Origin of the sequence: Flavobacterium xinjiangense, from assembly GCF_900142885.1 — a bacterium.
Lineage (GTDB): Bacteria > Bacteroidota > Bacteroidia > Flavobacteriales > Flavobacteriaceae > Flavobacterium > Flavobacterium xinjiangense.
The window spans coordinates 217,223-235,935 of the sequence record NZ_FRCL01000006.1 but is presented as its reverse complement, the minus strand read 5'-3'; the positions used below and the strand labels follow the sequence as shown (position 1 = coordinate 235,935).

General features: G+C 32.4%; 21 protein-coding genes, 1 other RNA gene and 1 pseudogene. 12 read left to right on the top strand and 11 right to left on the bottom strand.

The window, feature by feature from the left end:
• From BUC23_RS09605 to BUC23_RS17340, 3 genes are all read right to left on the bottom strand, one after another.
• Window positions 1-1,208 (bottom strand): PKD domain-containing protein (locus BUC23_RS09605; RefSeq protein ID WP_139259815.1); only part of this gene is annotated, 1,208 nt, incomplete at its 3' end.
• Between the two features lie 5 nt (window positions 1,209-1,213).
• On the bottom strand, window positions 1,214-1,459 hold the full coding sequence (locus BUC23_RS09600) for a hypothetical protein (RefSeq protein ID WP_073208877.1): 246 nt from the start codon (window positions 1,457-1,459) through the stop codon (window positions 1,214-1,216).
• 140 nt (window positions 1,460-1,599) lie between these two features.
• The gene (locus tag BUC23_RS17340) at window positions 1,600-1,956 is read right to left on the bottom strand and encodes a hypothetical protein (RefSeq protein ID WP_139259813.1); all 357 of its coding nucleotides are present in this window, start codon (window positions 1,954-1,956) and stop codon (window positions 1,600-1,602) included.
• A 398-nt stretch (window positions 1,957-2,354) separates the two neighbouring features.
• On the opposite strand from BUC23_RS17340, the gene BUC23_RS09595 reads away from it, so the two are divergent.
• From BUC23_RS09595 to BUC23_RS09580, 4 genes are all read left to right on the top strand, one after another.
• Window positions 2,355-2,840: a SixA phosphatase family protein gene (locus tag BUC23_RS09595; protein WP_073208915.1), complete on the top strand. Its 486-nt coding sequence runs from the start codon at window positions 2,355-2,357 to the stop codon at window positions 2,838-2,840.
• Window positions 2,841-2,844: 4 nt separating this feature from the next.
• Entirely contained in the window at window positions 2,845-4,917 is a 2,073-nt protein-coding gene (gene ppk1 / locus BUC23_RS09590; RefSeq protein ID WP_073208875.1) for a polyphosphate kinase 1, read from the top strand.
• A gap of 63 nt (window positions 4,918-4,980) precedes the next feature.
• A complete protein-coding gene (locus tag BUC23_RS09585; RefSeq protein ID WP_073208873.1) occupies window positions 4,981-5,871 on the top strand; it encodes a Ppx/GppA phosphatase family protein in 891 nt (296 codons plus the stop codon).
• A gap of 66 nt (window positions 5,872-5,937) precedes the next feature.
• Complete coding sequence (locus tag BUC23_RS09580) at window positions 5,938-6,579, top strand: TMEM175 family protein (protein ID WP_073208871.1); 642 nt, start codon at window positions 5,938-5,940, stop codon at window positions 6,577-6,579.
• Between the two features lie 39 nt (window positions 6,580-6,618).
• Here the strand turns inward: BUC23_RS09580 and BUC23_RS09575 are convergent, their stop codons facing one another.
• Window positions 6,619-7,035, bottom strand: a complete 417-nt coding sequence (locus tag BUC23_RS09575; RefSeq protein ID WP_073208869.1) for a hypothetical protein — start codon at window positions 7,033-7,035, stop codon at window positions 6,619-6,621.
• Window positions 7,036-7,093: 58 nt separating this feature from the next.
• Between BUC23_RS09575 and BUC23_RS17500 the strand changes: the two genes are divergently transcribed.
• Window positions 7,094-7,237: a hypothetical protein gene (locus tag BUC23_RS17500; RefSeq protein ID WP_167365570.1), complete on the top strand. Its 144-nt coding sequence runs from the start codon at window positions 7,094-7,096 to the stop codon at window positions 7,235-7,237.
• A 28-nt stretch (window positions 7,238-7,265) separates the two neighbouring features.
• Here the strand turns inward: BUC23_RS17500 and dnaX are convergent, their stop codons facing one another.
• From dnaX to BUC23_RS09560, 3 genes are all read right to left on the bottom strand, one after another.
• Window positions 7,266-8,351, bottom strand: a complete 1,086-nt coding sequence (gene dnaX / locus BUC23_RS09570) for a DNA polymerase III subunit gamma/tau (protein ID WP_073208867.1) — start codon at window positions 8,349-8,351, stop codon at window positions 7,266-7,268.
• Between the two features lie 201 nt (window positions 8,352-8,552).
• Complete coding sequence (locus tag BUC23_RS09565; RefSeq protein ID WP_073208865.1) at window positions 8,553-9,665, bottom strand: class I SAM-dependent methyltransferase; 1,113 nt, start codon at window positions 9,663-9,665, stop codon at window positions 8,553-8,555.
• Window positions 9,666-9,753: 88 nt separating this feature from the next.
• Window positions 9,754-10,053 (bottom strand): hypothetical protein, encoded by a 300-nt coding sequence (locus tag BUC23_RS09560; RefSeq protein WP_073208863.1) that lies wholly within the window; start codon window positions 10,051-10,053, stop codon window positions 9,754-9,756.
• Window positions 10,054-10,172: 119 nt separating this feature from the next.
• Between BUC23_RS09560 and rnpB the strand changes: the two genes are divergently transcribed.
• Both rnpB and BUC23_RS09550 read left to right on the top strand, forming a co-directional pair.
• Window positions 10,173-10,496: RNase P RNA component class A (rnpB, locus tag BUC23_RS09555), an RNA gene on the top strand.
• 130 nt (window positions 10,497-10,626) lie between these two features.
• Window positions 10,627-11,562: a ketopantoate reductase family protein gene (locus tag BUC23_RS09550; protein ID WP_073208861.1), complete on the top strand. Its 936-nt coding sequence runs from the start codon at window positions 10,627-10,629 to the stop codon at window positions 11,560-11,562.
• 11 nt (window positions 11,563-11,573) lie between these two features.
• Here the strand turns inward: BUC23_RS09550 and BUC23_RS09545 are convergent, their stop codons facing one another.
• Together BUC23_RS09545 and BUC23_RS09540 are read right to left on the bottom strand one after the other, a co-directional pair.
• The gene (locus tag BUC23_RS09545) at window positions 11,574-12,170 is read right to left on the bottom strand and encodes an RsmD family RNA methyltransferase (protein ID WP_073208859.1); all 597 of its coding nucleotides are present in this window, start codon (window positions 12,168-12,170) and stop codon (window positions 11,574-11,576) included.
• Window positions 12,167-12,988, bottom strand: a complete 822-nt coding sequence (locus tag BUC23_RS09540; RefSeq protein WP_073208913.1) for a DUF3822 family protein — start codon at window positions 12,986-12,988, stop codon at window positions 12,167-12,169. The genes BUC23_RS09545 and BUC23_RS09540 overlap by 4 nt, the downstream gene beginning before the upstream one ends.
• A 151-nt stretch (window positions 12,989-13,139) precedes the next feature.
• On the opposite strand from BUC23_RS09540, the gene BUC23_RS09535 reads away from it, so the two are divergent.
• The 5 genes and pseudogenes from BUC23_RS09535 (at window position 13,140) to kdsB (ending at window position 17,206) form a co-directional block, all read left to right on the top strand.
• Window positions 13,140-14,561 carry an ATP-dependent DNA helicase gene (locus tag BUC23_RS09535; protein WP_073208857.1) on the top strand — a complete coding sequence of 474 codons (1,422 nt, stop codon included), beginning with the start codon at window positions 13,140-13,142 and terminating at the stop codon, window positions 14,559-14,561.
• A 12-nt stretch (window positions 14,562-14,573) separates the two neighbouring features.
• Window positions 14,574-14,975, top strand: a complete 402-nt coding sequence (locus BUC23_RS09530) for a VOC family protein (RefSeq protein ID WP_073208855.1) — start codon at window positions 14,574-14,576, stop codon at window positions 14,973-14,975.
• A 15-nt stretch (window positions 14,976-14,990) separates the two neighbouring features.
• A pseudogene (gene ygiD, locus BUC23_RS09525) lies at window positions 14,991-15,822 on the top strand (4,5-DOPA-extradiol-dioxygenase).
• A gap of 105 nt (window positions 15,823-15,927) precedes the next feature.
• A complete protein-coding gene (locus BUC23_RS09520) occupies window positions 15,928-16,428 on the top strand; it encodes a hypothetical protein (protein ID WP_073208853.1) in 501 nt (166 codons plus the stop codon).
• A gap of 52 nt (window positions 16,429-16,480) precedes the next feature.
• Window positions 16,481-17,206: a 3-deoxy-manno-octulosonate cytidylyltransferase gene (kdsB, locus tag BUC23_RS09515; protein ID WP_073208851.1), complete on the top strand. Its 726-nt coding sequence runs from the start codon at window positions 16,481-16,483 to the stop codon at window positions 17,204-17,206.
• 1 nt (window position 17,207) lies between these two features.
• On the opposite strand, the gene BUC23_RS09510 is transcribed toward kdsB, so the two are convergent.
• On the bottom strand, window positions 17,208-17,918 hold the full coding sequence (locus tag BUC23_RS09510) for a potassium channel family protein (protein ID WP_073208849.1): 711 nt from the start codon (window positions 17,916-17,918) through the stop codon (window positions 17,208-17,210).
• Between the two features lie 77 nt (window positions 17,919-17,995).
• Complete coding sequence (locus BUC23_RS09505; RefSeq protein ID WP_073208847.1) at window positions 17,996-18,661, bottom strand: spermidine synthase; 666 nt, start codon at window positions 18,659-18,661, stop codon at window positions 17,996-17,998.
• Window positions 18,662-18,713 lie beyond the last annotated feature (52 nt).

Here is an 18,713-nt window from a genome sequence, read left to right as displayed (position 1 = left end):
GCTTCACCAAAACAAGTTGCGTTGGTAGCAATTCCACTTACCGATACCGCAACGGTAGGTTGAGTGATTTGAACTTCAGAACTTGTATTGCTGCATCCATTACCTTCAGATACAACTACTTTGTAAAATCCTACACCTAAACCCGTGTAAGTTCCATTTGAATCACCATTTGTAGGCAAACCTGTTGCAGTAAAAGATCCTGCTGAAGTTGGTGAAAACAATAAATCATAAGTTATTGTTCCAACTCCTCCTGTTTTAGTCGCTGTTACTGTACCATTAGAATTTCCATTACATTGCACATTAGTTTTTGCAATTGAATTAATCGCTATTGTACAACATGATGTTAAAGTTATATTACCAATTGTTTTAGTATTTGGAATTACCTGACTTGTTGGATCTGTAACCGTCAAACTTGCACTATATGGGCCAACCGAAGAATAAGTTACAGTATACGGTCCCATTGTTGTTAAACTAATTGGTGAAACCGTTGCAGCTCCAGGAAATGACCAGCTATAACTAGTGTTTGCCTCAACTCCGGTTGAAGTACTTGTGTAAACTACCTTTTGAAAAGTACCTCCATCACAATTTTTACTAATAGAAAAATCAGCAAACAAAGGCGTTTTTATAATTATTCCACTTGAATAAGCATTACTACATTTTGGAGCATCACAAGTAATTAAAGAAATATTTTCAGTAGCTTTAATAGCCCCCCCATTTGTATTCCATCCTAAATAAATATTTTTTAATTCAAGAGATTGACCTGCAGTATAGTTAGTAATTTGAGCCATTCTATATTTAGAACCGGCTGTAATTATACTTCCTCTAACTTTAATTGTTAGCCTATCTGTCGTCGCACCAACAAAATTAGTATTATTGAAATTTTTTCGAATTCCACCAACTAAATAGTCAAATTGAAATAGCAAATCATATTTGGAACTATTAGAGGCAATTGTGACCCATATATACAATCCATTTACAGGATTTGCAACATAAGCCAAAGTAGCTAAATTCCCAACATTATCACCTAAATACACATCTCCAAAAGTTACATCATTAGCAACACATCCCTGAAAGGTACACGCTGGAGTTGTTGTTAATGAAGCATTAGTATTGTCGAATGTAATATTAGTATTTTGTGAATAACCAATTGTTGTAGTAAACAACAGTATTAAAAAAGCTAAAAATCTAATAAAAGTAATTTTTTTCATAATCTTTATTTTTTAAATAAAACTAGTAATGAATTCCTTAAAATATGCGTTACATCCAATTTTCGAATAAAAAAATTTGTGATTGTTACGTCTTTTGCAGGGCAACCTGAATATGTATAAGCCATTGATTCACTTAAGCTAACCTTAGGATTTGTCTCCGAATAACTGTTTAGTACTGTGAAAAACAAGCTTAAAATAAAAATAATTGGTTTAAAGCTGATTTTTTTCCTGAGGATATTTTTTGTTTTCATACAATCAAATTTTAATGTATCGTTTGTAATATTTAATTTTAAAATTTATGGTTACTTATAAAAAATATTAATTTTATCAATCAACCTAAAATTTAATTAAAGTATTTAGATGTTTTAAATACTAGATTTTGATGTTACATTCAAATCATTAAGTTAGTTTCATCAGAATAGACAAATACTAATTTTTTATCATGATTTTTGCTAACATGGGAGAATAAACAAATGGAATATTTGCATAATAAATTATCCAAATTTTTAATCGAAAAATTAGTTGGTATTTTCTGTTCTGATAATCTCAAATTTGGATTAAATAGTTTTGCCTTTTTAATTGAAAAGACAAAATTATTTTCGGTTGAGATTTGTGCAAAAGGATTTGCACGGTGAAATGTAAGTGCCTTAATAGGCATAAATCTTTTTAAGAATAAAAAGAATAGGTTTCGAGATAAAAAAAAATTGTTTTGTAGGTTAACAATTTGATTTGGATAGTTTTTCACCATAAATTAATAATTTTTCAATTATTATACATTTACTTTAAAGTTTTGATATTTAATACCTTTTACTTATTAAATGCTAATCTAAATAGAAAGAATCATTATAAATATGTTTTTCTACCAACGACCTAAATACTCGTTGAAATGTTCTTTTTCTGGTTAATTGCGCCAATATTATTGACCAAAATAAAAAAATAATGAAAACTTAAATTTTGATTACTAACTTTTTTGAAACCAACTGATTATATAACTAACCTTTTAGAATGTTTCAAAAAGTAATTTTTCAATCAAATAAAAAAACATTGCAAAAAGACCCCAAAATCATCTTTTCTTTTGTAAATTGTATTTGAATATTTTAGTGATTGAAATATATTATACCTCAATTTCAAAATGATTATTTTCTTATGAAAAACTTAATTTTAATTAGGCATGCAAAATCAAGTTGGGATGCTCCTTTGCATGACAAGGAAAGGTCTTTGACGCATCATGGAATAAAAGATGCCCATCTTGTTTCTTCAAAAATAAAAGACGCGCTTCCTAAAACATATATTATCTGGAGTAGCTCAGCGAAAAGGGCTTCAGATACAGCAGTTATTTTTGCTCAAAATATTTCTTATCCCATAGAATCTATTGTTTATAAAGATGAACTTTATACGTTTGATGAAAAAAAACTGGAAAAAGTTATCAAATCATGCGATAATCTTTTCGATAGCGTTATTCTTTTTGGACATAATGGTGCTATTACAAATTTTGTTAATAAATTTGGGGATGTCATTATTGATAATGTTCCTACTGCCGGTTTTGTTTCCCTACAATTTAAAACGGACGATTGGAAAGAAATTGATAAAGGCCAAATAAATAAAATTATATTCCCAAAAGATTTAAAATAAGTACATGCCAGAACATAAATATATTGATAGAGAAAAAAGTTGGTTAGCATTTAATGCCAGAGTTCTTCAAGAAGCAGCTGATGATTCCGTTCCTTTGCTAGACAGACTAAGATTTTTAGGAATATTCTCTAATAATCTCGATGAGTTCTTTAGAGTTCGTTTTGCAGCAATCAGACGATTAAGTCTTTCAGGAATATCCGGAGAAAAATATTTGGGTGGTATTTCGGCTCAAGAATTAGTTAAGGATATAACTGAAATTGTGATACTTCAACAATCTGAAAGTTTACGGATTTTAAGTACGATTGAGGCTAAATTAGAGTCTAAAAATATATTTATAATCAATGAAGATCAGATATCTATCGATCAGGAAATTTTTTTAAAAGATTTTTTCATTCAAAAGTTAAGCCCCGAATTAGTTACGATTATACTAAATGATTTAGCTGAATTCCCATTATTGAAAGACACTTCGGGATATTTAGCGATAAAGCTCATTATGAAACTTAATAATGAGGTTCGATATGCAATTGTTGAAATTCCAAAAACATTAAATCGTTTCGTTGTCCTCCCTTCAGACGATGAAAAACAATATGTAATCTTAATTGATGACGTGATTAGGTTTCATTTAAGCAGTATTTTTAATATTTTCGATTATGAAAGTATTTCAGCTCATATGATAAAGATCACTCGAGATGCGCAATTAGATATCGATAGTGATTTGAGTAAAAGTATGATTGAAAAAATCACCACAAGTGTAAAAGACAGGCGTATAGGGGAGCCCGTTCGATTTATTTATGATCAATTAATTGACAAAGATACGCTGCAGTTTTTTCTGGATAAAATGAATATTGTTGCTACTGATAGTATTATTCCCGGCGGCAGGTACCATAACAGGCGCGATTATATGAATTTTCCAAATCTTGGCAGATTTGATTTATTGTATAAAACTAACGATCCGCTGCCAGTCCCAGGTTTAAGCATGGAAGGGAGTATGCTGGAAAAAATAAGTAAAAAAGATTATTTATTAAATGCGCCTTATCAGTCATTTTCTTACCTGACAAAATTTTTGCGCGAAGCGGCCCTTGATCCTAAGGTTACTTCTATAAAAATTACGTTATATCGATTAGCTAAAAATTCTCAAATTATAAGTTCGCTAATAAATGCAGCCAAAAATGGGAAGAAAGTTACTGTTCAAATTGAATTGCAAGCGCGTTTTGATGAAGCCTCGAACATTTCTTATGCTGAGCAAATGCAAATTGAAGGTATTGAACTAATTTTCGGAATAAAAGGCTTAAAAGTACACAGTAAAATATGTGTTATTGAAAGAATTGAAAACGATAAAATAAAAAGATACGGTTTCATCTCTACTGGAAATTTTAATGAAGCTACAGCAAAAGTATATACTGATGTAACACTATTTACAAGTCATCAACAAATTTTAAAAGACATCACAAAAATATTTGATTTCTTTGACATCAATTACAGAGTGCATCGATACAAACATCTTATTGTTTCCCCACATTACACGAGGACCAAGTTTTATAAATTGATTGACAGAGAGATTTTGCATGCATTGGCAGGTAGAAAAACATTTATAAAATTAAAAATGAATAGTTTATCAGATTTTAAAATGATTGATAAATTATATGAAGCGAGTACCGCGGGAGTAAAAATACAACTTGAAGTAAGAGGTATTTGTTCGTTAATACCAGGTATTCCTGGAATGAGTGAAAATATTGAAGCGATAAGTATTGTCGATAATTATCTCGAACATTCCAGAATTTACATCTTTGGGAATGCCGGGCAAACAGAAGTTTTTATTTCATCTGCAGATTTTATGACCAGAAATTTGGATGGCAGAGTTGAAGTAACCTGTCCTATTTATGATCAAGAAATTAAAAATGAACTCCTTGATAATTTCAATTTAGGATGGAAAGGAAATGTAAAAGCGAGGTATCATTCCTTTAAATTAGATAATAAATATAGGATAAGAAATCAAGACCCCATTTTTAGGGCACAATGGGAAACTTACAAATATTATCAAAATAAAGTTGACGTGTTGGCAGAAAAAGCGACATAGGTTCTATTTATCGTTGATAAAAAAATAATTAAAAAAAAATAAATTTCAAATCATAGTAAAGGAATGATTAAAATTACAAAGTATGCAGCGATTGATATTGGTTCAAATGCAATGCGTTTGTTAATTACAAATATTGTAGAGCAGGATGGAAAGGAAACTCAATTCAATAAAAGTTCGTTAGTTCGTGTCCCTATTCGTTTAGGACAAGATGCCTTTACAGTAGGTGAAATTTCTGAGGAGAATATGGAGCGAATGTGTGATGCGATGAAAGCATTCTATCTCTTAATGAAAGTACATAAAGTGGAGCGGTATATGGCCTTTGCTACATCGGCAATGCGAGAAGCTTATAATGGTAAAGAGGTTGTTGCACTTATCAAGAAAAAAGCGGATATCAAAATAGAAATAATCGACGGAAAAAAAGAAGCGGCTATAATAGCTTCAACTGATTTGCATCATTTATTAAAATCAGATCAAACCTATCTCTTTGTTGATGTAGGTGGTGGAAGTACTGAATTTACCTTATTTTCGAACGGTAAAATGATAAATTCCAGATCTTTCAAAGCTGGAACAGTAAGATTGCTGAATGATATGGTTTGCGATGTTGTTTGGGATGAAATTGAAAAATGGATAAAAATAAATACGCAAGACTACGACGAAGTAACTTTAATAGGTTCTGGCGGGAATATTAATAAACTTTTTAAGATGTCAGGAAAAGTGCAGGAAAAACCTTTGTCATATATCTATATGAACTCTCAATATGCTTTCTTGAATTCTCTAACTTATGATCAACGTGTAGCAGAATTGGGATTGAATCCGGATCGTGCCGATGTAATTATCCCTGCTACAAGAATTTATCTAAATGCTATGAAATGGAGTGGTGCCAGAAATATTTACGTACCTAAAATTGGACTTTCTGATGGTATTGTCAAAGCAATGTATTACGGAAAAATATAAGTTAATTATTTGATTTTTAATTACTTAATTCGAAAATTGGAATTATCTTTATGATAAAAATTCCAGATGGACAAGCATAGATTAGAGATGTTCAGTGATGGTGTTTTGGCAATAATAATAACCATCATGATATTGGAAATTAAAGTTCCGACGGGGAAGAATTTTAGTGATTTGACAGCACTTTTTCCTTCCTTTATTAGCTATGCGCTAAGCTTTATTTTTGTAGGGATTTATTGGAAAAATCATTATCACTTAATGCAGAGTATTTCTAAAATAAATGGTACTATATTATGGGCTAATCTGCATTTTTTATTCTGGTTATCATTGATTCCCATTTCAACTAAATGGATGGGCGTACATCTTTTTGCCAAAGCGACAATGACTTTGTACGGTATCATTCTCTTTTTATGCTCCCTTCATTTTTGGATTCTGCAATGTGTAATTATAACAAACGAAGGGGCAAATTCCTTGCTAGCTAAAGCGGTAGGGAAAGATAGGAAGGGAAAAGTCACTCTTCTTTTATATTTTATAGCAATACTTTTTTCTTTTTTGAATGAATGGATTGCTGGGTCAATTTATGTGATGGTTGCTTTGATATGGCTCAAGCGAGACAAAAAGATTGAGAGGAAAATAAATTCACATGAAATAGATCCCGCTGAAAAAGAAATAAAATCTGTTCAAAAAAGAATAGGCCCACATGAAGAATAGATGTTTTATATTTCTTCAGTTTAAATTAATCACCTGAGTTTAAACATTTAGGTCAAGCCCAAAAGTAGTTCGCAACAAATCAATATTTGGATTTATTTCAAGAAGCCTGTTGTATCGGTCTTGGTCATTAAAATTTCTCTTACTTTCAACACTTTCATTAACAATTACTTCTATTGTGATGTCGTGATTGTGTAAATGGCCTTTCAAATGTCCTAAAAGTCCATTGACTTCTTTTTCAAAATCTAATTTAGAACCTTCATTTGGCAATTCCAGTGTAATGGCAGTTCCATTTAGTTTTGGATCATTTATTAATAATAAAGACTCCATGATTTTATAGCCTTTGTCTCCTAAACGTTGTGCATATTTATTCCAAAACAATAACATTTCTGTTTCCGTGAAAGCTTCTGTAGGCAAATGAAGCACTTCTTTTACAATTCCTTTATTGCTTTCTTCCAATGCTTTTTTAGCACGAATACTTGATAATGAAAAAGAAGAAACTTTTGTTTGACTTGTATTGGGAATACCAATTTTTACTGCAGGTGTAGGAATTGTTGGAGCAATAACTATAGCTTCTGGTTGTTTTTCTTGGACTGATTCTACAACTGGGGTTTTTGCGGTACTTTCTACTTTAGCTTTTGAACTCTCTACAATTGAATAATCGTTCTTTCTAAAATAAGTGGGCGGAATTATAAATTTGTCAACTTTTTTTTTTCTCCATCATAAGTGATAGAGGCAAGTTGCATCAAACAAAGTTCAACGAGTAACCGCTGGTTTTGACTTAATTTGTATTTTAAATCACAGTCATTTGCAATTTCAATTCCTTTGAGTAAAAAATCTTGACTGCATTTTTGTGCTTGTACTCCATACATTTGTTGCGCTTGTTCCCCGACTTCTAATAAAGATAAAGTAGAAGGTGTTTTAGAAACCAATAAATCTCTAAAATGGGAAGCTAATCCGGATACAAAATGATGTGCATCAAATCCTTTGGCAAGAATTTCATTAAAAGCCAACAGTAATTCAGGAATTTTATTTTCTAGAATAAGATCGGTAATAGTTATATAAGTTTCATAATCTAAAACATTCAGGTTTTCGGTAACTGCCTGACGTGTTAAATCTTTTCCACAAAAAGAAACTACGCGATCAAAAATGGATAAAGCATCACGCATGGCACCATCTGCTTTTTGAGCAATAATATGCAAAGCATCATCTTCAAAATTTACGCCTTGACTGGTCGCAACTTCGGCAAGATGTTCTTTTGCATCTTTTACGGTAATTCTTTTGAAATCAAATATTTGACAACGAGAAAGTATCGTTGGAATAATTTTATGTTTTTCGGTCGTAGCCAATATAAAAATGGCGTGCTTTGGCGGTTCTTCCAGTGTTTTCAAGAAAGCATTGAAAGCTGCCGAAGACAACATGTGAACCTCATCAATAATATACACTTTGTATTGTCCCGTTTGTGGCGGGATACGGACTTGGTCAATCAAATTACGGATATCATCAACAGAGTTGTTTGATGCAGCATCTAATTCGAAAACATTAAAAGCAAAATCTTCATTTGGATCATCATAACCCGGCTGATTGATTTTTCGAGCTAGAATACGAGCGCAAGTTGTTTTACCAACTCCACGAGGTCCCGTGAATAATAGGGCAGAAGCAAGGTGATTGCTTTCAATGGCATTCAACAAAGTATTGGTAATGGCTTTTTGCCCTACAACATCTTTAAATGTTTGAGGACGATATTTACGTGCCGATACAACAAATTGTTCCATAGAATTTTTATTCGAAAGCAAATATAGGTTTTAATTTAAAGATGGAAAAATTTAAGTATTGAAAGATTTTATAATTTTTCAGACGGTCTTTTATATCTCAAATTCCATAGCCCAGATAGCAGCGGAAATCCTTATGCGCCGGGTTTCGGCAAATAAGATTGTAACGAATAGCTGGAACTAGCTTCAAATTGAAATAAAAATTTAAGAATATAAAGCTTTTGTAGAATTTAAAAATTTCAAACCTGATAGCGGATATTCTGGAACTCCTTTTTGTTGTATTAATACTTTGAATTTTGGTCCCATATCAACTAGTAATCTATAGTTAATGATTGATTCCTGCATGGCCATTGCCAAATTATGGGGGTTATTATTCAAAGCTGAATCTTGATATTCTTTGATCCCTAACGCTAATAAAAATTGCGCTTGATCCACGATTCCGCAACAGGTTAATCCAGATTGAGAACCATAATGCGAAAGCGCAGAAAAGTTGATGTGCGTTGTTATGTCCTGTTGACCGATAAATTGATAGGGGTTATCGTTTTTTTGATGTTTGTAATAACACAAGAGCGTTCCACAACTCCTGCGCTTGTTGTATAATTCAGCCGATAATGAACCATAATCGATAGTTATCACGTATCCTTTCTGCAAGGATTGGGAAACGTCTTTTATCCAAGATTTAGCTTCCAAATTTACTTCCGTGAGAAATCCTTCTGGCAATTGTACCTTTAATTCCGAAAAATAATCGGTGAGTTCTTTTTTTGCAGGTTTCAAAATTTCAATAAAATATTCCTTATAATCTACGAATATTTCTTGCAGCCGGTCTTTCATAATTACCTGATGGACGGAGAAATTATCAATTAATTCGTTCGATAAAATGCAGCCGTTAATTTCAGGGATTTCTTGTATGGAATCGTACCATCTTACTTTTTTATGTAAATGTTTCTTTTGAATTTCTCGCATGCTGGAGCTTTTTTCTATAATACAATAGGTTAAGCTGTTATATAAAGTGTTGTTATTCTTGAGATAATCTAAAATATCATGGCATAATAAACCAGTTCCGGCTCCATATTCAACAATTTTAAAGGGATTTTTTTCTAGGTTTTGCCACATTTCCTCGATCTGGCGGCCTATCATAGCTCCAAAAGCTGCAGTAAGATTAGCGCTGGTGTAAAAATCACCATCTGCTCCAATTTTATCTTTTTGAGAATTATAGTATCCTAATTCAGGGTAATACAATGCCATTTCCATGAAATCCCTAAAAGATACTGGACCCTCTTTTTTGATTCGTTCGATTATAATTTCGGAAAGTAACATCGGATTTTGGAATTAAATCTTAATATTTTTCTCAAAAAATAGAATACAACATAGTACAGAACATAAAAAAGAATAACTTAAGCAAACATTATTTGTTTCTTCCTTTGATAGTAATTTCATTCAAGATTCTTGCAGCGTCATTTTCGGAATTTGCAGAAAATCCAGCTACAAAAACGCCTTTTTTACCTGAACTGGATTTTATACCGTACACGGTAGCCTCGTCATCAGGATTACTATCTCCTTCGTATCGATAAATGTGCTCGATTTCGTAGTGATGCGGATTCTTTATAATATCATCTGTGTGAAGGTTGAAATCATAGGTATATCCGTTTTCATTTAAATCATCTAAGGCTTTAGAAACTGTGGCGTAATGATACATATGTGACATAATAGAATATTATTGGTTAATTATTAAAGGTAACTATTTTATTGTGAATTTGTTGTCAAAGACTTGTTAAAGTAAGTAATCTAAAATCTGAAAACAGGAATAAAATAGTGTAAATTTGCACCGCAGACCGCCTTATCGTCGTTTTGAGCAATCAAGAGGGAGGAAAGTCCGGACACCAAAGGGAAGCATAGCGGGTAACACCCGTCGGTCTCGTCTTTACGGACGAGATTAGGACAAGTGCAACAGAAAGTATGTACAGGTAATGCTGTAGTGAAACCAGGTAAACTCTATGCGGTGAAATATCAAGTATATCAGCATTTAAGGGCTTCTCGTCCGTTGTTGAAGGGTAGATAGTTTGAGTCCCGCAGTAATGCGGGATCTAGATAAATGATAAGGCTCCGATTTATCGGGGACAGAATCCGGCTTATAGGTCTGCATTTTTTTATTAAAAGATTAATAAAATTAGGATTGTGAAATCTAAAAACGAACCATTAAGGAATTAGTTTCATTAAGTTTCAAGGCTTAATTTTCTATATTTCTTAATGGTTTAATTTTATTTTTAATTAAGTATTTATGAAAACAAGAATTGGAATTTTAGGAATGGGTGGAGTAGGAGGCTATTTTGGTGGGTTATTGGCCAAAGCATATTTCGAATCAGATTCTGTTGAAATAATTTTTATTGCCAGAGGTGAAACTCAAAAGACAATTGCTCAAAACGGTCTGAAAATCATTCAAGATGATAGTGAAATGACTGTTTTTCCTAGTATCGTAAGCGATGATTCTGCTGTAATCGAAAAACTGGATTACCTAATTTGTGCTACAAAAACATATGACATTGAAGAGAGTCTTCTCTCCATTAAAAAAAATATAACCAAGAATACAGTTATTCTTCCTTTGTATAATGGTGTCGATGCACCAGCACGAATCAGTGATTTATTTCCCGACAACGAAGTTTTACAAGGTTGTGTTTATATTGTTTCGATGATCGTATCTTCCGGTGTTATAAAAAAGATTGGAACTTATGAAAAACTCTTTTTTGGATCAGGAACATCCCCAATTGCTACATTAAATAAATTGCAATCTATTTTTGAGAAGGCTTCGATCGAAAGCTATCTCGTTGATAATATTGAAGAAACTGTTTGGGAAAAATTCATATTTATTTCCGCGTTGGCATCTGCAACATCTTTTTTGAATGAGAATATCGGTGAGATTTTAAACAGTCAATCCAGTAGAGGAGTTTATGTTTCCTTATTAAACGAAATTACCATGATTGCGGCCGTAAAAGGATTGAATTTACCTGCAGACATTATCCTGCAAACAATTCTAAAATTAGAGAAAACTCCACGTGATGCTACTTCATCAATGCACCGGGATTTGATGGCGGGACGAAAAATAGAACTGTTTTCTTTGACTGAGTTTGTGGTTAATGAAGGTATTAAATATGAAATTGAAACACCTACTTACCAAATGGTTTTGGATAAATTGTCAAGTGTTTCCATTTCAAATTAATTTAATAAGGATTATTCTTCTTCTCCTTCATTTTCAGAAGATTCGTCGTCATTTTCATCATCAGAATCTGATTCAATTTCGAAAAAACTAAAAATAGAGCCACCATAACTTTTCTTGAAAGAGAAATTAATCATGTGATCCAGTTTGGTATATTTAGAATGTTCAATTACCATCATTCCGTCTTGATTAAGCAATTCTTTTTCGAAAATTAAGGATACAATTTTCTCAAATGTGGCTTGATCTAATGCGTAAGGCGGGTCGGCAAATATAATATCATACGAAGTTTTACATCTTTCTAAATAAGTGAAAACATCACTTTTTGTGGCAGCAATATTAAAATCGAATTCTGTTGCCACTTGCTTGATGAATTTTACACAACCAAAATCACCATCAACGGATGTGATAGGCGTACTTCCTCTGGAGGCAAATTCATAACTGATATTTCCTGTTCCGGCAAATAAATCTAATATTTTAAGTCCTTCAAAACTGAAATGGTTGTTCAAAACATTGAATAATGCTTCTTTAGACATATCGGTGGTTGGACGAACGGGCAGGCCTTTTGGAGGAGAAATGCGTCTTCCTTTGTATTTTCCTGAAATGATTCTCATGAGTTGAAAAGTATAAAATGATTTCTGTTTTCGGCCTCAGAAAAATAATTGTTCCATCGCAAATCGTTTACGTCAATAAGTGAAACGTTGCGAATGTATTTGTAAGCTATTTTGAAATAATCACTTTCGGTATCAATATTTCCGATTAGTTCCAATGGGAAATTCTCAGGATTTAGGTTCAATTGCTCTGCAGTGAATAATATATAATACAAGAAATCTTCCGGTGTGTTATAATCGAAAGAATTAAAAAGTAGTAATTTTTGGTTTTGAATCACGATGATTTCAAAATGTTCTGAATTAATATGAACGAACATTTTTTTGTCATCTTTATTTTTGGAAGCAACCAATAATTTGGAAACCAAAATACTGTTGGCATGTTTGTAATCAAAAGCGCCAAACTGATCGATAAAAAAGTTGTTGATATTCACGTACGGAATATAAACAGCATTCATTTCGTAATTTGCTATTTCATCAAATGCAAAAAAATCAGTTTTAAAAACCTTTGTGTTGTATTGCAAATAACTGCCTAGAAAGTTCTCGTCAAAAAGCGGTGCAGGAACAAACGTGGAAAGATTGTTATTATGAATAACCAAAATCTCGTCATAAGCATCGTTTAACTCCGGATAATCGCGAAAAGCATCGGCAAATAAATCCTCAATTTTTGTCGCTTTATGAAAGGTGTCAAAATGCACTTCATTAAAGGAAGTAACCGTATCATTCAGCGTATCAAAGCAGCAAAACGAAAGCCCAGTCAGGGAAACCTGAATGGACAGTTTTTTATATACCTTCTCGGTTATGTTTGTATTTTGTGTTGACATATCTGGATTTATATTCCATTTCTTCATTAGAAACTAGAAAGGAGTAAAGCGTTGACAAACTTACAATTTTTTTTTATTCTAATGTCAATTTATGCGATTCCCTCGATTTTCATACTTATATTTGATGTTCATTTATAGCAATCCACTTCACATGAATTCCTCCTTGTTTTACAGTCTTTTACAGAAAAAATTCCCTTTTCAACCCACCTATAAACAGGATATTTTTTTTCAAAAAATTGCTATTTTTTTAACGGAGAACGATAATAGAACCATTTTTGTTCTGAAAGGCTATGCAGGAACGGGAAAAACGACTGTGATTTCTACGATTGTAAATAATCTTGCAGACATTAATAAGAAATATGTTTTGCTTGCCCCAACAGGACGCGCAGCCAAAGTAATTGCCAATTATTCGAATAAACCCGCTTTTACGATTCATAAAAAAATATATTTTCCTAAGAAATCTTCGGGTGGTGGCGTTTCGTTTACATTGCAACAAAACAAGCACAAGAACACGATTTTTATCGTCGATGAAGCTTCGATGATTTCAGATACCAATTCGGATTCTAAATTATACGAAAACGGTTCTTTATTAGATGATTTGATTTCGTATGTGTATTCAGGAACCAATTGTAAGATGATTTTGCTGGGAGATACCGCCCAGTTGCCTCCGGTGAATTTAGATATCAGTCCTGCTTTAGATATTCAAACTTTGGGTATGAATTACGATAAGGAAGTAGAACATATAGAGCTTGACGAAGTAATGCGTCAGGAAGAAAATTCCGGAATCTTGCACAATGCCACGGAGCTTCGCGAACTATTGAAGGATTCGTTTATCACGGAATTCAAATTTAATGTTCGAAAATTCAAAGATATCGTTCGGTTGACTGATGGTTACGATATTCAGGATGCGATTAATTCGGCGTACAGCAATTACAGTATAGAAGATACCGCTTTTATTGTTCGTTCGAATAAAAGAGCGAATCAATACAATGAGCAAATCCGAACCAAAATCCTCGATAAAGAAAGTGAATTGTCTACCGGAGATTTCTTGATGGTGGTGAAGAACAATTATTTTTGGTTGAAAGATTCTGATGAAGCAGGATTCATTGCCAATGGTGATATTATTGAAGTGCTGGAAATTTTCAATATCAAAGAATTGTATAGTTTTAAGTTTGCCAAAGTAAAAATACGGATGGTCGATTATCCAAGTCAGATTCCGTTTGAAACCGTTTTATTATTGGATACCATAAAAAGTGAATCCCCTTCTTTAACCTATGAAGAGTCGAATAGATTGTATCAGGAAGTATTGAAAGATTATGAAGGCGAAACCAAATTCAATCAATTCCAAAAAGTGAAAGCCAATGAATATTTTAATGGCTTGCAGGTTAAATTCTCGTATGCAATAACCTGTCATAAGTCCCAAGGTGGTCAATGGAATACCGTTTTTATAGAACAGCCGTATTTGCCTGATGGAATCAATCGGGATTACATCCGCTGGTTGTACACCGCTATGACCAGAGCAAAAAATAAATTATATTTGATAGGGTTTAAGGATGAAAGTTTTGAAGAGTAAATTTGATAAATAATGAAACAGAGTATCGCACATATTTCTTTGGTTGTTGCTGATTATGATGATGCGATTGCCTTTTATACCCAAAAACTGCATTTTGATTTAATTGAAGATACCGTTTTAAATGATACAAAGCGATGGGTTTTGGTTGCTCCAAAAGGTGCAATTGGGTTCAGTTTGCTTTTGGCAAAAGCCGCAAATAAAGAACAGTCAGAAAAAGTGGGAAATCAAACTGGTGGACGCGTTTTTCTATTTTTAAATACTGATAATTTTGAAAGAGATTATCAAAATTTATTGGATAATCAAGTTACAATTATTAGAGAACCAATCTTGGAAGCGTATGGCAAAGTAGCGGTTTTTGCTGATATTTATGGCAATCTTTGGGATTTGATAGAACGAACGGATAAGCAAGAGTAAATAAATTCTATTCACATGAACACACTAAACGACTTACATAAAGTATCTAGCTCTTTTTCGAATACCGAAAAAATGCCGGTACTGTTTTTTGGGACACGGCAGCCCGATGAATGCCATTGAGGAAAATCAGTTTGTGATTGGTTTTAGGAACTTGGCCAAAACGTTACCGCAACCAAATGCTATTTTATGTATTTCTGCGCATTGGTTTACCAAAGGAACCAAAGTTACCGCAATGGAATTGCCCAGAACAATTCATGATTTTGGAGGTTTTCCGCAAGCTTTATTTGATGTTCAATATCCCGCGAAAGGAAGTCCGGAATTAGCATTAGAAACCAAAGAATTATTGCTACCAACAGAAGCCGAACTGGACGAACATTGGGGATTGGATCACGGCGCTTGGAGTGTAATCAAGCATTTATATCCCGAAGCCAATGTTCCTGTGATTCAGTTGAGTATTGATTACACAAAATCTGGGCAATACCATTTTGATTTGGCTCAAAAATTAAGTGCTTTGCGTACCAAAGGAATCCTTATTTTAGGCAGTGGGAACATCGTTCATAATCTGAGATTAGTAGATTTTGAAAATTTCGAAAAAGACAATTACGGTTACGATTGGGCAATTGAGGCAAGGGAAACAGTCAATAATTATTTACTGGACGGGAATTTCCAACCGCTGATTGATTTTGAAACGCAAAGTAGAGCATTACAATTAGCGATTCCTACGCCAGAACATTATTTGCCTTTGATTTATACATTGGGTTTAAAAGGAAAAACCGAGGAACTCAGTTTGTTTAATGATAAGTTGTTGGGAGGTTCATTGAGTATGACTTCGGTTAGGATTGTGTAGGATTATTTTGTGAAATAAATCTTATATTTGGAGGATTGAAGTAAATTAAATATTTGCATTGTTGGATATAATAATAATAAGTCAGTTTACTTTAAAAAAATAAAAATGAAGAAAATAATTTGTTTATTGTTTCTAATTTCTTTGAAAATATCTTACAGTCAAAATGTTAGACCGAATGATATAGAAATTAACATTTTGAAAATCGATCAATTAAAACAACAAAACAAATTAGAAATTTTAGGTATTGATGATATGAAAACTTGTGGCGGAAGTTTAATTGGATATTATTATAATAATAAATTAGTTCTTTTAATTTCGCAAAATGGTGGAGAAACAAAGACAATAATAAATAAATATTATGTTGAGAACAACAAAATAATAAAAATAGAGAATTTGGAGAATTATAAATTCATAAATGATAATTCAAAAATTCACATACCTAATAAAAAAAATATTACAGAGAAAAAAGAATTTTACTTTACTCCAAAAATAGTTATTAAAAAGAATTTTAAGAAGGAAAAAATAATTACTTATTCAGATGACCAAATAATTAGTTGTGGAAAAAATATGATTGAATTACTAAATGAAAGAAAGGCCACAAACTAATATTTAGTTTAGTAATTTTATGCTTTTGTTTGTAAATATAAATAGATAAAAAATGAAAATAATAGCCGTCATTCCCGCCCGTTACGCTTCGACACGATTTCCTGCTAAACTGATGCAGGATTTGGGAGGCAAAACCGTGATTTTAAGAACCTATGAAGCCGCCATAAACACACAATTGTTTGATGATGTTTTTGTGGTAACGGATTCGGATATGATTTATGATGAAATCATTTCTAATGGCGGAATAGCCATAAAGAGCATCAAAGAACATGAATCAGGAAGTGATCGAATTGCAGAAGCGATTGAACATCTGGATGTGTCTGTTGTGGTGAATGTTCAGGGAGACGAACCTTTTATAGATGCGGAACCCTTAGCAAAATTGATTGAAATTTTCAGACATGATGCGACTCAGCAAGTTGATTTGGCTTCTTTGATGCGCGAAATAAAAAATGATGACGAAATCCATAATCCCAATAATGTAAAAGTGGTCGTGGATCAAAATGAATTTGCGTTGTACTTTTCGCGTTCCGTAATTCCATATGCAAGAGAAAAGAATGCGGGTGTCCGTTATTTTCAACATATCGGGATTTATGCATTTAGAAAACAGGCATTGTTAGATTTTTACCATTTACCAATGAAATCTTTGGAAGCATCCGAAAAACTGGAGCAATTACGTTATTTAGAATTTGGAAAACGCATCAAAATGGTCGAAACCACTCATATTGGAATTGGAATCGATACTCCGGAAGATTTAGAAAAAGCCAGAAAGATGCTGTAAATTAATTTTCATTTTCTTGCTCAAAATACCCTTTTGATTTTATTTTGGTGGAGAAAAAATTTAAAAACAGCACTACAAAAAATAAAAAAAGCAAGGCTTGTGTACTTACTAAAAATTTACCTTGAGTTGTCACCGGATAGAAATCTCCATACCCGATTGATGATGAAGTTATGATACTGAAATAAACCGCATCAAACCAGTTGCTAAAAGGTTTATTCAAATAACGGTCACAAGAATACAAAACGGCGTAGGCAAAAACAATTTCAAGATAGTTAAAGAACAGCAATAACATGGATCTTTTATAAGAGCGCGGTTTTGAAAACAGATCAGAAGCAAAAATCAATGTTGGTATATACAAGATTGTTTCCAATAGTACATAAACTAACAGGCCAATAAGAAATGGGTTATTTTGTAAACCATTTACTAATAGTATTAATGGAGAGGCAACTTTAAGCAAAACATAAAAATCTACAGCCAAATCCTCATATTCAGCTCCTTTTTTGAAAGCAAAATATTTGATGTAGATTCCAGGAAACAGTAATTGGGAAGAGGAAAGAAATAAACGAACCATTTTTTCTATACCATTATCATCCTGATGGTCGTTGTTCCAAATCGCTTTTATATTTTGTATGCGTTTCTCGACAGGATTAAATTCAGGTTGCGCAACCATCGAAATATTTCCTAACAGCAATTTTTTTATAATTTGTTTCATTTAATCATCGTTTAGGGAATACTATCTAAATGTACAAAATAATTCCCGCAACTTTTAAAGCGCAAGTCGAACTTTTGCTACACGAGCTTTTCAATTACGATTAATTCATTGTGAAGTTCAATTCTTGGAATAGTTCTGATTTTAAATTGATGTTCATAAAAATCAGCCACATATTTTTTATTTCTCATATTTTGTGTTTCATTCAAAATCATTGTATTAAAAAGTACGAAGCCTTTATTTTTTAAGTGGTAACATATTCGATTGACAAAAAAGGTTTCAAATAAAAAGTTAGGCATAGTAGTATCCTGAAAAATATCAATAATTATAAGATCGTATTTATCTTTGGTTTTTAAAACAAATTCAAATGCATCTCCAATAACAATTTCCAGATTTTTAATTTCATCAAGTTTAAAGTATTTATTAGCTACTTTTATTATCTCAGAATCAAGTTCAACACCCGTTATTTTTCCTTCAAATTTAATTTCATCCACTAAGGTTTTTATAACGCTACCACCTGCAACACCCAAAACTAAAATGGAATCCATGGCGATTATTTTTTTATAGCCAATGTTTTTCAACCCAACTTTTAAAATGCGTTGCAAACTGCCGTACGAATAATTAGTATTTTCTGAATCTAAAACCAGCTCACCGTTTGCCCAAGTAACTTCTATAGATTTACTAAGAGCTGATTTTGCCTCATAAATTTTTAAGGGAATAATATAACTGAAAAGTTTTTTAATCATAAGTGACGGTTTTACTCAAAAATAAGATTTAAATTATTTATTTTGTACGAAA

Excerpts from the sequence above, each read along its gene's own strand:
- BUC23_RS09595 (WP_073208915.1), top strand. The coding sequence starts at position 2,355 with ATGAAAAACTTAATTTTAATTAGGCATGCAAAATCAAGTTGGGATGCT.
- dnaX (WP_073208867.1), bottom strand. The coding sequence starts at position 8,351 with ATGGAACAATTTGTTGTATCGGCACGTAAATATCGTCCTCAAACATTT.
- BUC23_RS09530 (WP_073208855.1), top strand. The coding sequence starts at position 14,574 with ATGAAACAGAGTATCGCACATATTTCTTTGGTTGTTGCTGATTATGAT.
- BUC23_RS09520 (WP_073208853.1), top strand. The coding sequence starts at position 15,928 with ATGAAGAAAATAATTTGTTTATTGTTTCTAATTTCTTTGAAAATATCT.
- ppk1 (WP_073208875.1), top strand. The coding sequence starts at position 2,845 with ATGCCAGAACATAAATATATTGATAGAGAAAAAAGTTGGTTAGCATTT.
- BUC23_RS17340 (WP_139259813.1), bottom strand. The coding sequence starts at position 1,956 with ATGGTGAAAAACTATCCAAATCAAATTGTTAACCTACAAAACAATTTT.
- BUC23_RS09565 (WP_073208865.1), bottom strand. The coding sequence starts at position 9,665 with ATGTTACTTTCCGAAATTATAATCGAACGAATCAAAAAAGAGGGTCCA.
- kdsB (WP_073208851.1), top strand. The coding sequence starts at position 16,481 with ATGAAAATAATAGCCGTCATTCCCGCCCGTTACGCTTCGACACGATTT.
- BUC23_RS09535 (WP_073208857.1), top strand. The coding sequence starts at position 13,140 with ATGAATTCCTCCTTGTTTTACAGTCTTTTACAGAAAAAATTCCCTTTT.
- BUC23_RS09580 (WP_073208871.1), top strand. The coding sequence starts at position 5,938 with ATGGACAAGCATAGATTAGAGATGTTCAGTGATGGTGTTTTGGCAATA.
- BUC23_RS09505 (WP_073208847.1), bottom strand. The coding sequence starts at position 18,661 with ATGATTAAAAAACTTTTCAGTTATATTATTCCCTTAAAAATTTATGAG.
- BUC23_RS09600 (WP_073208877.1), bottom strand. The coding sequence starts at position 1,459 with ATGAAAACAAAAAATATCCTCAGGAAAAAAATCAGCTTTAAACCAATT.
- BUC23_RS09510 (WP_073208849.1), bottom strand. The coding sequence starts at position 17,918 with ATGAAACAAATTATAAAAAAATTGCTGTTAGGAAATATTTCGATGGTT.
- BUC23_RS09585 (WP_073208873.1), top strand. The coding sequence starts at position 4,981 with ATGATTAAAATTACAAAGTATGCAGCGATTGATATTGGTTCAAATGCA.
- BUC23_RS09550 (WP_073208861.1), top strand. The coding sequence starts at position 10,627 with ATGAAAACAAGAATTGGAATTTTAGGAATGGGTGGAGTAGGAGGCTAT.
- BUC23_RS09545 (WP_073208859.1), bottom strand. The coding sequence starts at position 12,170 with ATGAGAATCATTTCAGGAAAATACAAAGGAAGACGCATTTCTCCTCCA.
- BUC23_RS09540 (WP_073208913.1), bottom strand. The coding sequence starts at position 12,988 with ATGTCAACACAAAATACAAACATAACCGAGAAGGTATATAAAAAACTG.
- BUC23_RS09560 (WP_073208863.1), bottom strand. The coding sequence starts at position 10,053 with ATGTCACATATGTATCATTACGCCACAGTTTCTAAAGCCTTAGATGAT.